General features: G+C 65.2%; 14 protein-coding genes. 9 read left to right on the top strand and 5 right to left on the bottom strand.

Annotation, left to right across the window (positions count from 1 at the left end):
* Positions 1 to 22 precede the first annotated feature (22 nt).
* Genes obgE through XM53_RS00110 form a run of 3 tightly spaced genes read left to right on the top strand, consistent with a single transcriptional unit; the run spans position 23 to position 3,460 of the window.
* On the top strand, positions 23 to 1,060 hold the full coding sequence (gene obgE, locus XM53_RS00100) for a GTPase ObgE (RefSeq protein WP_057789146.1): 1,038 nt from the start codon (positions 23 to 25) through the stop codon (positions 1,058 to 1,060).
* Positions 1,048 to 2,154, top strand: coding sequence for a glutamate 5-kinase (proB, locus tag XM53_RS00105; protein WP_057789147.1), 1,107 nt, complete (start codon positions 1,048 to 1,050; stop codon positions 2,152 to 2,154). Before obgE ends, proB begins: the two co-directional genes overlap by 13 nt.
* Before the next feature lie 40 nt (positions 2,155 to 2,194).
* Complete coding sequence (locus tag XM53_RS00110) at positions 2,195 to 3,460, top strand: glutamate-5-semialdehyde dehydrogenase (protein WP_057789148.1); 1,266 nt, start codon at positions 2,195 to 2,197, stop codon at positions 3,458 to 3,460.
* Here XM53_RS00110 and XM53_RS00115 read toward each other — a convergent pair.
* Positions 3,447 to 4,055 carry a histidine phosphotransferase family protein gene (locus tag XM53_RS00115; protein ID WP_057789149.1) on the bottom strand — a complete coding sequence of 203 codons (609 nt, stop codon included), beginning with the start codon at positions 4,053 to 4,055 and terminating at the stop codon, positions 3,447 to 3,449. The two genes, XM53_RS00110 and XM53_RS00115, sit on opposite strands and share 14 nt — an antisense overlap.
* 28 nt (positions 4,056 to 4,083) lie before the next feature.
* Here XM53_RS00115 and XM53_RS00120 point away from each other — a divergent pair, with 28 nt between their 5' ends.
* The 3 genes from XM53_RS00120 to XM53_RS00130 all read left to right on the top strand — a co-directional run bounded on the left by XM53_RS00120 (position 4,084) and on the right by XM53_RS00130 (position 6,012).
* Positions 4,084 to 4,266: a DUF3553 domain-containing protein gene (locus XM53_RS00120; protein ID WP_057789150.1), complete on the top strand. Its 183-nt coding sequence runs from the start codon at positions 4,084 to 4,086 to the stop codon at positions 4,264 to 4,266.
* A 148-nt stretch (positions 4,267 to 4,414) separates the two neighbouring features.
* Entirely contained in the window at positions 4,415 to 5,182 is a 768-nt protein-coding gene (locus XM53_RS00125; protein WP_057789151.1) for a GNAT family N-acetyltransferase, read from the top strand.
* A complete protein-coding gene (locus XM53_RS00130; protein WP_057789152.1) occupies positions 5,179 to 6,012 on the top strand; it encodes a lysophospholipid acyltransferase family protein in 834 nt (277 codons plus the stop codon). Before XM53_RS00125 ends, XM53_RS00130 begins: the two co-directional genes overlap by 4 nt.
* Before the next feature lie 20 nt (positions 6,013 to 6,032).
* Here the strand turns inward: XM53_RS00130 and XM53_RS00135 are convergent, their stop codons facing one another.
* Positions 6,033 to 6,653 (bottom strand): thiamine phosphate synthase, encoded by a 621-nt coding sequence (locus tag XM53_RS00135; RefSeq protein ID WP_057789153.1) that lies wholly within the window; start codon positions 6,651 to 6,653, stop codon positions 6,033 to 6,035.
* 127 nt (positions 6,654 to 6,780) lie between these two features.
* Between XM53_RS00135 and XM53_RS00140 the strand changes: the two genes are divergently transcribed.
* From XM53_RS00140 to XM53_RS00150, 3 genes are read left to right on the top strand one after another with little or no spacing between them, the layout of a single operon-like run.
* Positions 6,781 to 7,524: an RNA methyltransferase gene (locus XM53_RS00140; RefSeq protein ID WP_057789154.1), complete on the top strand. Its 744-nt coding sequence runs from the start codon at positions 6,781 to 6,783 to the stop codon at positions 7,522 to 7,524.
* Positions 7,525 to 7,573: 49 nt separating this feature from the next.
* The gene (ctaA, locus tag XM53_RS00145; protein WP_057789155.1) at positions 7,574 to 8,713 is read left to right on the top strand and encodes a heme A synthase; all 1,140 of its coding nucleotides are present in this window, start codon (positions 7,574 to 7,576) and stop codon (positions 8,711 to 8,713) included.
* A complete protein-coding gene (locus XM53_RS00150) occupies positions 8,710 to 10,188 on the top strand; it encodes a carboxypeptidase M32 (RefSeq protein ID WP_057789156.1) in 1,479 nt (492 codons plus the stop codon). The genes ctaA and XM53_RS00150 overlap by 4 nt, the downstream gene beginning before the upstream one ends.
* A gap of 4 nt (positions 10,189 to 10,192) precedes the next feature.
* Here XM53_RS00150 and XM53_RS00155 read toward each other — a convergent pair whose 3' ends face one another.
* The 3 genes from XM53_RS00155 to XM53_RS00165 form a co-directional block, all read right to left on the bottom strand.
* Positions 10,193 to 10,948 (bottom strand): SDR family NAD(P)-dependent oxidoreductase, encoded by a 756-nt coding sequence (locus XM53_RS00155; RefSeq protein ID WP_057789157.1) that lies wholly within the window; start codon positions 10,946 to 10,948, stop codon positions 10,193 to 10,195.
* Positions 10,949 to 11,006: 58 nt separating this feature from the next.
* On the bottom strand, positions 11,007 to 12,059 hold the full coding sequence (locus XM53_RS00160; RefSeq protein WP_057789158.1) for an AbrB family transcriptional regulator: 1,053 nt from the start codon (positions 12,057 to 12,059) through the stop codon (positions 11,007 to 11,009).
* Positions 12,060 to 12,122: 63 nt separating this feature from the next.
* Positions 12,123 to 14,366, bottom strand: a complete 2,244-nt coding sequence (locus tag XM53_RS00165; protein WP_057789159.1) for a xanthine dehydrogenase family protein molybdopterin-binding subunit — start codon at positions 14,364 to 14,366, stop codon at positions 12,123 to 12,125.
* Position 14,367: the final 1 nt, after the last annotated feature.

Genomic DNA, 14,367 nt, shown 5'->3' on the forward strand with positions numbered 1-14,367 from the left:
GCCTGAACAATAAGGCGTCCCTATGAAGTTCCTCGATCTCGCCAAGGTTTACATTCGCTCTGGCAGCGGCGGAAACGGATGCATCAGCTTCCGGCGCGAGAAGTATATTGAGTACGGAGGCCCGGACGGCGGCGATGGCGGGGGTGGCGGTTCGGTCTGGGCCGAGGCGGTGGATGGGCTGAACACGCTGATCGACTTTCGCTACCAGCAGCATTTCTTTGCTGAAAATGGCACGCCCGGCATGGGCAAGCAGCGCACCGGCGCGGATGGCGACGACATCGTGCTGCGCGTGCCCGTGGGAACCGAGATCCTGGACGAGGACCAGGAAACGGTGATCGCCGACCTGACCGAAGTGGGCGAACGCGTGTGCCTAGCCAAGGGCGGCAACGGCGGATGGGGCAACCTGCGCTTCAAGACCTCGACCAACCAGGCCCCGCGCCGCTCGAACCCGGGGCAGGAGGGCGTCGAGCGCACGATCTGGCTACGGCTGAAGCTGATTGCCGACGTGGGGCTTGTCGGGCTGCCGAACGCGGGCAAGTCGACCTTTCTTGCCGCCACGTCGAATGCGCGGCCCAAGGTCGCCGACTATCCATTCACCACGCTGCATCCCAACCTCGGCGTCGTTGGCGTTGACAATACCGAGTTCGTCGTGGCCGACATTCCCGGCCTGATCGACGGCGCCTCCGAGGGGCGGGGCCTGGGCGATCTGTTTCTGGGCCATATCGAGCGGTGCGCGGTGCTTCTACACCTCGTGGATGGCTCATCGGGCACCTTGATCGAGGATTATCAGACGATCATTCGTGAGCTTGACGCCTACGGCGTCGGGCTGTCGGACAAGCCCCGCGTGACCGTGCTGAACAAGATCGACACGCTGGACGAGGAAGAGCGCATATTCTTGCGCGAAGAGCTTGAGGCGGTGGCGGGCACGCCCGTCCTGCTGATGTCCGGCGTGTCGCGCGAAGGTGTGACCGAAGTGCTGCGCGCCCTGCGCGCGCATATCGACGAAGGGCGCCTGCGCCAGCGACCCGACGCGGACGAGGACGCACCGTGGCAGCCGTAACCGACGCCAGGCGCCTTGTGATCAAGATCGGATCGGCGCTTCTGGTCGACCGCAAGACCGGCCTGTTGCGCCGCGACTGGCTGGTGGCGCTGGCCGAGGACGTGGCGCGTCTGCGCGCACGCGGCACGGATGTCATCCTTGTGTCCTCGGGTTCCATCGCGCTGGGGCGTGGCGTGCTGAAACTGCCCTCCGCCGACTTGTCCCTGGAACAATCGCAAGCCGCCGCCGCCGTGGGCCAGATCCAGCTTGCCACGGCTTACACCGAAGTGCTGGCGACGCATGACATCATCGCCGCACAAGTTCTCGTCACGCTGGAAGACAGCACCGATCGCCGCCGCTATCTGAATTCCCGCGCGACCATGGAGCAGCTTCTGTCACTGGGCGCGATCCCCATCGTGAACGAGAACGACACTGTCGCCACCGACGAGATCCGCTATGGCGACAATGACAGGCTGGCCGCACAGATCGCTGTGACCGCCGGTGCTGATCAGCTTATCCTGCTCAGCGACGTGGACGGCTTTTATTCAGCCAATCCCCAGACCGACCCGACCGCCAAACGCTTCGACGTTATCTCGGAGATTACCCCCGAAATCGAGGCCATGGCGGGCGCCGCAGGCTCGGGCCTGTCGAAAGGCGGCATGAAGACCAAGCTGCTGGCCGCGCGCACGGCCACCGCCGCCGGCTGCGACATGGCGATTACCGAAGGGTCGGTGCTGCACCCGGTCCGTGCTTTGGAAGAGGGCGCCCCGGCCACCTGGTTCACCGCTCAGGGCGACCCGCAACAGAAACGCAAGCAGTGGATTGCCGCGATGAAACCCAAGGGCCGGATCGTCGTCGATGCGGGCGCGGTCAAGGCGCTGCGGGCGGGTTCCAGCCTGTTGGTGGCCGGCGTGGCGCAGGTGTCGGGCCGGTTCGAGCGCGGCGACGCGGTCGAGGTTGCCGATGAGACAGGAGGCATCCTGGGCCAGGGGCTCACCCGCTACGACGCCTCGGATGCGGCACGGATCAAGCGCCTGCGTTCCAATCAGATCGAGGACGTGCTGGGTTATCCCGCGCGCGGTCCGTTGATCCATCGCGACGATATGGCCATATGACCGAACGACTGCTAGGTTCGGCTGAACGCACAGGTGCCCCATGAAAGATCTCGAAAACATTCCCGCCCTGATGGCCGAGATCGGCCAGCGCGCCAAGTCCGCAGCCACCGTGCTTGCAACCGCCGCGCCCGAGGCCAAGACCCGCGCATTGACCGCGGCGGCCGACGCAGTGTGGGAGAGACGCGCCGAAATCCTCGATGCGAACGCCAAGGACCTTGAATTCGGTCGCGAAAAGGGGCTGTCGGATGCGATGATGGACCGCCTGATGCTGGACGAGGATCGGATCCGTGGTATGTGTGACGGACTGCGCGCCATTGCGGCCCAGGACGACCCTGTAGGCGAGGTGATCGACGAATGGGACCGCCCGAACGGCCTGCACATTCGCCGGGTACGCACACCGCTCGGCGTGATCGGGGTGATCTATGAAAGCCGTCCCAACGTCACGGCGGATGCGGGCGCGCTTTGCCTGAAATCCGGCAACGCGGTGATCCTGCGCGGCGGCTCGGAAAGCTTTCATTCCTCCGGTGCCATCCATCGCTGCCTTGCCGCGGGCCTGGCCGAGGCCGGGCTGCCCGAGGATGCGATCCAGCTTGTCCCGACCCGCGACCGCGCGGCGGTGCAGGAAATGCTGACCATGACCGCCACGATCGACGTGATCGTACCGCGCGGCGGCAAGGGGCTTGTGGGCCTTGTCCAGCGCGAGGCGAGGGTGCCCGTCTTCGCGCATCTTGAAGGCATCGTGCATATCTACATCGACAAGCACGCGGACCCGGAAAAGGCGCTGCGCGTCGTGATGAATGCCAAGACCCGCCGCACCGGCATCTGTGGCGCGGCGGAATGCCTGCTGATTCACAAGGACGCCACCGACACGATCGGGCAGGGCGTGATCCGCGCCTTGGTGGAAAAGGGAGTCGAGGTCCGTGCCGACACGGCCCTGCAAGCGGTGCCGGGAACGGTTCCTGCCGCAGAGGGCGACTGGGGATTCGAGTTCCTGGCGATGGTCATGGCCGCGAAACAGGTGAACGACGTGTCGGACGCCATCGAGCATATCCGGCAACACGGATCACAGCACACCGACTGCATCATCACAGAGGATGACGCCACCGCGGAGCGTTTCTTTGCCGAGCTGGACAGCGCGATCCTGATGCGCAACGCTTCGACCCAGTTTGCCGATGGCGGAGAGTTCGGCATGGGCGCCGAGATCGGGATCGCCACCGGCAAGATGCACGCCCGCGGCCCCGTGGGTGCCCGGCAGTTGACCAGTTTCAAATACCTGGTGGACGGCGACGGCGCTATCCGCGCCTGAGCCTGACTTCCGCCGCGGCGTCCGACAAAACCGCCGAACAATCCAGCCGCGCGTCCCACGCCGCGGCGGGCAGGATCACGAATTGCACGTGCGCCGGCGCCGGCAGGGCGCTGCCCGGCGTGCCGTTCAGCATGTCCCAAAGCGTGGGGTCCGCATTCATCCGCTTGCCAGTGGCGCGAACAATCCAGCCGTCATCGAAGCGAGCCATGGTGATACTACCACCATACGGCACCGCCTGTTCCGCACACAGCAGCGCCAGCATGACCGCGCGCACCTCGGTTCGGGGGTAGTGTCCGGCGGGAAATGGTTCAATCTCGGTCCGGTCGTCGGCATGTAGGTCTCTGAGGATCGCGTTGACCTCCTCGGCGCCGGTTTCCTGCTCCTTGCTGGCCACGCCGAAGGCCAGGCGAAAGAAACGAATCCGGGCATTGGCATGGGCCACACTGTCCGCGACCAGCGACAATTCTGGCGAGCCTGCACTGTCCGACAATTCCAGCAATTCGATCCCGTTGCTGACCGCGCCGATCGGGCTGATCAGGTCATGACAGATACGAGAACCTATCAAAGCCGCGATGGCGTTGGTATCGTTTGCCAAATCGTTTCCTTTCCCGTGGAGCCCGCCGATGTCCGACATGAACAGCATTCTCGAGCCCGGTATGCTCGTGGTCCACCCCGATCAGCCCGACTGGGGCACAGGGCAGGTCCAGTCCAACATCGGTGGTAAGATCACGGTGAATTTTCAGGATGTCGGAAAAGTGGTGATCGACGGCTCCCGCGTTGAATTGATACCGGTGACTGAACCATAAGCAACGTTACCAAAACGTTAACACGCGCAGGTTCGCTCGCAAGTCTCGTTTTGGCTGCGGGCAAAGACGCGCCACAGGACTGCAAGAGGTTGCAGCACGGGACAGAAAGGCTTTAAAACCCGCGCAGCCAACCTGAACGGACCCTTTGATGTATTCGCGCGACGTGCAGTTCACCGCAAGACTTGCCCGGACCGAAGAAGACCTGCACGCGGCACAACGCCTGCGCTACGAGGTCTTCGTCGCGGAACTGGGCGGTGACGGCCCGCTCGTCGACCACGATGCGCGGCTGGAACGTGACCGGTTCGATCCCTATTTCGACCACCTGCTTCTGGCCGACGAGTCCCGCGGCGGCGAGATTGTCGGTGTCTACCGGGTCTTGCGCGACGATCAGGCCGCCGAGGCCGGTCAGTTCTATTCCGAGGACGAGTACGATCTTTCCGTCCTCAAATCCTCGGGCCGGCGCATCATGGAGCTGGGCCGGTCGTGCCTTGCCGAGGGCTATCGCGGTGGCGCCGCCATGTATCACCTGTGGAACGGTCTGGCGCGCTATGTGGCCGAACACGGCATCGAGATCCTGTTCGGCGTCGCCAGCTTTCACGGAACCGATACCGATGCCCTGGCGCAGCCCATGTCGCTGCTTCACCACCGCCACCTGGCACCAGAACCTCTGCGTGTCCGCACCGTGCCCGCCCATTACCAACCGCTCGACCTTGTGCCTGAACACCAGATCGACCGGCGCGCGGCCATGTTGCAGGTGCCCGCCCTGATCAAGGCCTACCTGCGGCTTGGCGGGTTCGTCGGGGATGGGGCCTTTATTGACCATACGTTCAACACGACCGATGTCTGCCTCGTGATGGACACCGCGCAACTGAACGCGCGTCAAAAGACAATTTATGCCAAGGGGGCCGACCTGTGAGCAGCACGTGGGAGTCTCAGCGTCCTGCGAAACTGGCCCACGTCAAGGGGACAGGTTGGCTGATACTGGTGCTGCGCGTGGCGCTCTTGTTGGCAATCATCGTGCCAGGTGTCATCGCAGTGCTGGTCCTGCGCCTTGCAGAACCTTTCTTCTTTGACCGGCACCGCCCGTGGACCGCGCGCTTGCAACGCTGGGCCATCTGGGCCGGGCTGCACGTGATCGGACTGCGCTATCGGCGCGAAGGACGACCCATGCAGAGCCATGGCGCAGTGGTGGCCAATCATGCCTCGTGGATGGATATCTTTGCCCTGGGGGCAGGGCAGGCGATCACCTTCGTGTCCAAGGCCGAGGTGGCCGGTTGGCCCGGCATCGGTTTTCTCGCGCGGCTCGTCGGCACAGTCTTCATCAGCCGCGACCCCCGGCAGGCCGATGCACAGCGCAATCAATTGAAGGCCGAGCTTGATGCCGGGCGAAAGCTTTTGTTCTTCCCCGAAGGCACCTCGACCGACGGGATGCGCGTGCTGCCGTTCAAGTCGAGCCTCTTTGCCGCGTTCACCGATTTGGAAGCGGGTCTGCGGATTCAGCCCGTCACGGTCGTCTACGTCGCGCCCGACGGGGTGGAGGAGCCGCGCTTTTACGGCTGGTGGGGCGACATGGATCTTGGACCGCACATGTTGCAGGTTCTGTCGCGGTTTCCCCAGGGCGGGGTGCGCGTGATCTATCACGAACCGATCAGCGTCAGCGACTATCCCGACCGCAAGGCCCTGGCCCGCGCCTTGGAGGCGAAAGTGCGTAGCGCGATGCCCCCCGAAGCCGCGTTGCCGGGCTGAGGCCGTAGCCCTGACGCCGCTCAGCGCATGGCTGCGACCAGTTCGCCCAAGGCGGCGCTGGGGTCGTCCGAGCGCCAGATCTCGTCACCGATCCCGAAGAAATCGGTCATGGTGCTCAGCTGCGCCACCGTGGAGGCGTCCAGCGCGCCCTCGGCGACCACAGGCACCTCGATCACCTGTGACCACCACTCGAAAAGCTCGGCCTCGGCCTGCGACCCGTCGCCAAGGGCCGAGACGCCGGCGGGACCGAAGCTGACGTAATCGGCGCCGGCTTCGCCAGCGCTCATTCCATCGTGGCGCGAGGTGCCGCAAAACGCGCCGACGATGGCATCCGGCCCCAGTTCCTTGCGCGCCTTGCGCACGGTGCGCGACCCGTCCGTCAGATGCACGCCGTCCAGCCCCAGACGCTCGGCCAGCACGAAATGCGTGTCGATCACGATGGCCACGTCGTGCCCATGCGCGACCTCGCGGCAGGTGTCGGCGGCCCGGCACAACGCGGTCTCGTCATGTGTCGACAGCGCCAGCCGCACGCAGGCAATCTCGTGGTCGCGCAGGACGCGGTCCAGCATGGAGGGAAACCGCGCCAGTTCGATCTCGGGCGGGGTGATCAGATAGATTTGCGGCTGCTCGGGCTCTGCCATGGTCTTGTCGTCCTGTTTTTGCCCCTATAACCGGGATTTGCGAACGCGTCTACGGGACGCGAACGCCGTCTTTTGCGCTTTCCCGCAAGGGCAGGCTGGATTATGGCGGGCACGTCGGAGGAACAGGATGCCAAGCGAAAACAGACAGCCGCGCTTTGTGCTCGTACGCCCGCAGATGGGCGAAAACATCGGCGCCGCCGCGCGCGCGATGTGGAATTTTGGCCTCGACCGGATGGTCGTCGTGGCTCCGCGCGACGGCTGGCCCAACCCCAAAGCCGTGGCCATGGCCAGCGGCGCAGGCCGGTTGCTGGACGACGCGCGCCTGGTGCCCGATCTGCCGTCGGCGGTCGAGGAGGATAGTTTCGTTATGGCCACGACCGCCCGCGTGCGGGGCCTGACCAAGCCCGTGTTCAGCCCGGAAGAGGCCATGGCAGAGGCCGCCAGGCGCCTTGCGCGAGGCGAAAGAGTGTCTGTGCTGTTCGGGCCCGAACGGGCCGGGCTGGAAAATGAGGATGTGGCCCGCGCCAACGCCATCATCAGCGTGCCGGTGAACCCCGACTTCCCAAGCCTGAACCTCGCCCAATGCGTGCTCTTGTGCGGCTACGAGTGGCGCCGCGCGTCTCAGGCGGTCGAGGCCGCGCGCGTCGACATGGCCGGCACCGAATGGGCCAACCAGAACGAGATCGAAGCGCTGTCTTCGCATTACGAAGAACGCCTTGAAGATGCAGGCTTTTTCTTTCCAGAGGCCAAGGCGTCCGGTATGAAGATCAACCTGCGCAACATGTGGAGCCGGATGCCCCTGACGCGGGCCGACGTGCAAACGCTGCACGGCGTGCTGCGGCAAATGGTGCGCTGGAAGGAGCGCGGTTGAAGCGCCGCGCGGCGCGGATTAACGTCACGCCAAAGTCAGAGGGCGGAACATGAGCGAAAAGCGCAGCATTTTCCAGGAAGTGTCCGAAACGGACACACCGCGGCAGACACCGCAAGGCGGGATGATCGACGCAGGCCGCCGTGGCGCGCGTGGCGCCGTGCGGGTGTGGCTGATGCTTCTCTTCGCGCTGGTGGTCGTGATGATCGCCGTGGGCGGCCTGACGCGTCTGACCGACAGCGGACTGTCGATCACAGAGTGGAAGCCGGTGAGCGGCGCGCTGCCGCCGATGGACGCGGCCACATGGGAGTCGGAGTTCGAGAAGTACCGCGCCATTCCCGAGTACCAGTTGCAGAACAAGGGCATGAGCCTTGCCGAGTTCAAGGTGATCTACTGGTGGGAATGGGGCCATCGCCAGCTGGGCCGCGTGATCGGCCTGGTCTGGGCCTTGGGCTTTCTGGCCTTCCTGGTGTCGCGCAAGATTCCACCCGGTTGGACAGGCCGCCTGCTGTTGCTGGGCGGTCTTGGCGGGCTTCAGGGCGCGATCGGCTACTGGATGGTACGCTCCGGCCTTTCGGGGCAGATGCTGGACGTGGCCAGCTACAGGCTGGCTATACATCTTGGGCTTGCCTTCGTGATCCTGGGCTTCATCGCGTGGTACGTCATGTGCCTTAGGCGCGAAGAACGTGAGCTGATGCAGGCCAGGCGCAGCCGCGAGCGCAAGCTTTTCGGTCTGTCCACCGGCTGGCTGCACTTCGCCTTCCTGCAAATCCTGATCGGCGCACTTGTCGCGGGCATCGACGCAGGCCGCACATTTACCGATTGGCCGCTCATGGCGGGGGGCTTTCTGCCCGTGGATTTCTGGATGCCGGAGCTGGGTCTCAGGAACTTCTTCGAAAACCCCGGCATGGTTCAGTTCATCCACCGCATGACCGGCTATCTTCTGCTGATCTTTGGCATCGTCGTCTGGCTGAAAGGTCGCCGCTCTGCCCATGCGCTGACCCGGGGCGCGTTCAATTTCGCGTTCCTCGCGCTTTGCCTGCAAGTGGTACTTGGGATCATGACCGTGCTTTACGTCGCGCCCTGGCAACTTGCCATCGCGCACCAGGTACTGGCAGTGATCCTTTGGGTCCTGATCCTGCGTGCCCGCTTTCTCAGCCAATATCCCGTCATACGGTCGGTGCGCGGATGAGCCTGCCCACCGCATTCGACGCGCTCATGGCCTATGAGCGGGAAACCCAGGCGCTCGCCCGCATCGCCGGGCGGCTGAGCTGGGATCAGGAAACCGTGATGCCCCGCGGCTCCGCCGGGCAGCGGGCCGAGGAAAGCGGCGCGATGGAAAGCGTGCTGCATGCCCGGCGTACCAACCCGCAGATCGGTGAGTGGCTGGAGCAGGCCGACCCGCCCGACGCCGATGGCGCCGCGCAACTTCGCCTTATCCGCCGCAGCTATGAACGATCGGTCAAAGTGCCGGCCGATCTGGCCTCCGCACTGGCCCGACTGACCAGCCGCTCGCAAGGCATATGGGCTGGCGCGCGTGCCGCTGACGATGTCGCCGCTTTCCTTCCCACGCTGGCCGAGGTGGTCAAGCTCAAGCGGGAAGAGGCCGCGGCGCTGGCAGGCGGGGGCGACCTTTACGATGCGCTGGTCGACGATTTCGAGCCGAACGGCAAGGCCGCCGAATTCGCCGCGATGTTCGGCGAGATGCGCCCCGGGCTGGTGGCTCTGCGCGAGCGCGCCCTGAACGCCCCTCAGGTGACGCCGCTTTCGGCCAGGTTCGATGCGGACACGCAGATGGCGCTTGGCGGGGAACTGGCCGAAACCTTCGGCTATGACCTGACCCGGGGTCGCATCGACCGGGCGGTCCACCCGTTCTCCAGCGGTTCGGGCGAAGACGTGCGCATCACCACCCGCACCGCCGAGGATGATCCGTTCAACTGCCTCTATTCGACAATCCACGAGGTCGGTCATGCCTGCTATGAACAGGGCATCGACCCGAAATTCCTTCTGACCCCGGCGGGGCAGGGGGTGTCGATGGGCGTGCATGAAAGCCAAAGCCGGATCTACGAGAATCAGCTTGGCCGCAGCCGCGCCTTTTGCGGCTATCTCTATGGTCGGATGCGTGACCTGTTCGGCGATTTCGGCGTGGCGGACGAAGACACCTTCTATGCGCTCGTGAACCGCGTGCACCGGGGCTATATCCGCACCGAGGCCGACGAGGTGCAGTACAACCTGCACATCATGCTTCGGTTCGATCTGGAACGGGCGCTGTTCGCCAACGATCTTCAGGTGGGTGATCTCGAAGCGGCCTGGAACGATCGGTTCCGGGCGGATTTCGGCTATGACGTCAACCGCCCCGCGAACGGCGTGCTTCAGGATGTGCACTGGTCCGTGGGCTTGTTCGGCTATTTCCCGACCTACAGCCTTGGCAATGTCTATGCCGGATGCCTGCACGAGGCCCTGCGCAGGGAGCTGCCGGATCTGGACGATCAACTGTCGAGGGGCGAGTTATCTGCAGCCACGGGTTGGCTGCGCGAGCATGTGCAACGCCACGGCGGGCGCCACGAACCGAAAGAGGTCATCACCCTGGCCTGCGGCACCGCACCCACCGCGGCGCCGCTGATGTCCTATCTGGAAACCAAGTTCGGCGCGCTCAGCGGCGCCTGACGCGTTACTGCATCCTTAGCGCGCCGTCCAAGCGGATCACCTCGCCGTTGAGATAGTCGCATTCCACGATGAATCGCGCCAGCGCGGCGTACTCGTCCGGGTCGCCCAGCCGCTTGGGGAACGTCACGTCCCGCGCCAGCTCGTCTTGCACGTCCTGCGGCAGGCCCTTGAGCATGGGCGTGGCGAATATCCCCGGCGCGATGGCCATCACGCGGATGCCCTCCCGGCTCAGATCCCTGGCCATGGGCACCGACAGCCCTACGATGCCGCCCTTCGACGCGGCATAGGCGGTCTGGCCCTTTTGCCCTTCGAAGGCGGCGATGGACGCGGTGTTGATGATCACCCCGCGCGTGCCATCCGGCGCGGCGGCGTTCTGAGCGATTTGCTCGGCCGCCAAACGGGCCACGTTGAACGTGCCGACAAGGTTGATGTCGATGCTGCGGCGGAACCCGTCAAGGCTGTGCGGCCCGTCGCGCCCCAGCGTCTTTTCGCCCGTGGCGATGCCGGCGCAATTCACGGCGGCGGTGATCTTGCCCATGGCGTCTTTCGCCGAGGCAATAGCGGCCTTGACGGAGGCTTCATCAGTGACATCCGTTTCCGCAAATCCAGCCCCGATCTCGGCGGCCACGGCGGCGCCGCGCTCGGCATCCCGGTCCAGCAGGGTGACCTTGGCACCATGCGCGCGAAAGTGCCGTGCCGTGGCTTCCCCCAGGCCAGAGGCGCCCCCGGTGATGATCGCGGCGGTGTCTGAGATTTGCATGAAGCCTCCGGAGGTTTGAAATGAACAGATGTTCAGATAATCCAGAAGTCCTATTCTGTCAAAGCCTGCGCCGCACCAATTTGGAACTGACGCCCAGGCCGACCACGGTGATCAGAATGCGAAAAATGTGGTGCAAGGTTACGAAGGCCGGATTGGCCGACAGGCTCAGCGCCACCAGCGACATCTCGGTCACGCCGCCCGGGGCGAAGCTGATCAGAAGCACGTCAAAGGGCTGCTCCAGCACCTGCATCAGCGCCAGCGCGAAAACAATGGCCAGTCCCATCATCCCGCCGACGCACAGCACGGTCAGTCCGACACCGCGCAGCACCAGGCCCCCCGACAGCCCGGCGAACCGCATACCAAGCGCCGTTCCGACGACAATCTGCGCCACGTTGATCAGCCATTGCGGCACGTCGACATGGTAAATCCCGGTCAGCGACAGGAGCGCGGCCACAGAAAGGGGCCCGGTCAGTTGCTTGGCCGGCAGGCGCAGCACATGCCCAAGGCCAAGCCCCGCCGCACCGGCGCAGGCGATCAAGGGAAAGGCCGACCAGGGCACGTCGCCCCGGCCCAGCGTGACGCCCGCCGAACTGCCGACCGGATGGCCGACCCAAAGCGACAGCCCGATGGGCAAAAGCGTGACCACCGCGATGATCCGCAGGAACTGTTGCAGGGTCAGCCGGGCCGGGTCGGCTCCGGCCTCTTCGCCCAAGGCGATCGATTCGAACAACCCGCCGGGCGCCGCGCCGTAGAACGCGGTTGGCCGGTCATATCCGCCGATGAACCGCAAGACGCTGTAGCCATAGGCGTGGGCGACGATGACGAACAGCGTCAGCGCCGTAAAACTGACCGCAAAGCGCGAGGCCTGTCCGAAAAGCTCGGGCGTGACCTGCGCGCCGATCATCAGGCCGATGACCGAGATGAAGACCAGGCGCAACATGGGCGGGAAACGGTAACCATCCGGTAAACGGTCCGATACGGTCGTTGCCACGATGCCCGACGCGATCAGCGGCCCGATCATGAACGGAAGCGGCATCGACGCGGCTTGCGCGCCGAACGCCGCCGCGCAGGCCAGGGCCAGCAGCACAAGTGTGGTCAGAATGGATCCCATGCGCCCCTTGAACCACCCCGCGCCGGGAACGGCAAGGCGGCGTCGCGTAAGTCGCGGCTTATCTTACGCAAACTCCACGAATTTCGAGAACGGCATCTCGCGCAGACGTGTGCCGGTGGCGGCAAAAATGGCCGCGGCAAGGGCAGGGGCGGCGGGCGGCACCGGCGGCTCGCCCACGCCCAGCACGGTGTCGCCATTTTCCAGCCCGCGTACCTCGATCAGGGGGGCCTGGTAAAGTCGCAGGCCCTGGAAGGCGTCGAAATTGGTCTGCTCGGCGCGGCCGTCGGCATAGGTCAATTCGCAATTCATCGCATGGCCCAGTCCGAATATCACGCCGCCCGCCACCTGGTTCTCGAAATTCAGCGGATCGACCACCGTGCCGACCTCCGCCGCGACCCAGGCCCGCGTCAGCTTCAGTCCGGCTTGGGTCGTCTCGACCTCGATCACCTCGGCACAGGGCACGCCGAAGGACTTGGTGAAGGCGACACCGCGCCCCACGCCCTCGGCCGGTTTCGGGCCGGACCAGTCGCTCATCTCGGCCACGGCCTCCAGCACGCCCCGGGCCAACGGGTCGTCGCAGAGCCGAAGGCGTTCTTCCATCGGGTCGGCCCCGGCGGCGTGAATCAATTCGTCCAGCCCGGCATTGTAGAAAAACCCGTTGGTCGACGCCCCGACCGAGCGCCAGGACGAGATCAGTGCCAGCGGCGGCGCACGATAGCCGGTCACCCGGTGGTGCGGCACGGCAAAAGGCTGCTCAAAGGCGCCGGCCACGATCTGGCTGTCGGGGCCAGGCACGCTCAGCCCCTGGCGGCCCATTTGCGAGACGATGACCGACGGCATGGCGATGCCAAGGTCATAGGCTTCGACACGGCCCTCACGCACGGTGCCGCGCATCCGCGCCATGGCGATCTGGCGCGGAAAGTCGTGGGTCATGTCTTCTTCGCGGGAATAGGTCAGCTTGACTGGCGTGCCTTTCATCTGCATCGCGATCTCGGCCGCGTGGCGCACCACCATATCCTCCAGCCGGTGCCCGAAACTGCCGCCGATCATCTGATTATGCAGGGTGATGTTGTCCTCCGGCACGCCGGTGATGCGCGACACGTTGGTCAGCACGTTGCGCGGGATCTGCGTGCCGGTCCAGATCTCGACGGCATCCTCATCCACCCGCACCGTGGCGTTGACCGGCTCCAGCGGAGCATGGGCGAGATACGGCGCGCGATACTCGGCCTCGATGACGTCGGCCTCGCCAAGGGCCGTATCCACGTCGCCGTCGTCGCGTTTGCGGCTGTCCTGCGCGTCTTCGGTGAAACTGTCCAAAAGCGCCTGCCAATGTGCGTCCATCGTCGGGGGCAGCGGCCCATCGGGCCAGCTTGCCACGATGGCCTTGGCCCCTTCCATCGCCCGCCAGGTGTTGTCGGCCACGATGCCAAGGCCACCGGTGATTTCGACCACCGACTGCACGCCGCGAATCTTGAAGGCCTCGGCAGTGTCATAGCTTCCAAGCGCCCCGCCAAGGGCAGGGTTCAAAAGCACGGTCGCGTGCACCATTCCGGGCAGGTTCACGTCGATCCCGTAATTCTGAGTACCGGTGGATTTCGCCACCATGTCGAGGCGCGGCGTGGGCTTGCCGATCAGCCGCCACTCGGACGCGGGCCGCAGGTCGACATCCGTTACCGGGTCGACCTCTGCCGCGGCACCGACCAACTCGGTATAGGGCAGGGCGGTCCCGTCCGGCAGGATCACCGCGCCGTCGCGTGTGGTCAGCTCGCTTGCGGCAACACCCATCTGTGCAGCGGCGGCGGCCTTTAGCGTTTCGCGGGCCGAAGCCCCCGCCGAACGCAGCTTGTCGAACCCATCCGGCGTGGTCGTCGAGCCGCCGGTGATCTGCAACCCCAGGAACTTGGCGCCCGCCGACACGATCGAGCCCGCGACCTGCTCCCCCAAACCGCCACCGGGGGCGAGGAAGGCCGCCGCCTCGTCGGCGAGCGCCCGGTTCCAATAGGCCACGTCCGGCGGCCCGGGATCGACCGCGATCTGATCCAGCGTCACGTCCAGTTCCTCGGCCAGCAGCATCGCCTGCACCTGGTAGGCGCCCTGGCCTTTGTCGGCGCGCGGCGTGATCAAGGTAATGCCATCGGGGCGGATCAGCACATAGGGGGTCAGCGCCGCCTCGCCGTCGTTGAGCCCGCTCAGAAGCGGATTGCGGTAAGGTGTCTTGTAACGCCAGACGCCAAAGGCCACGCCGCCTGCTGCGGCAACGGCGCCCACCAGGAAACTGCGGCGCGCGATTTTTCCGACCCGGCTCATG

Origin of the sequence: Roseovarius atlanticus (assembly GCF_001441615.1) — a bacterium.
In the GTDB taxonomy this organism is placed as follows: domain Bacteria; phylum Pseudomonadota; class Alphaproteobacteria; order Rhodobacterales; family Rhodobacteraceae; genus Roseovarius; species Roseovarius atlanticus.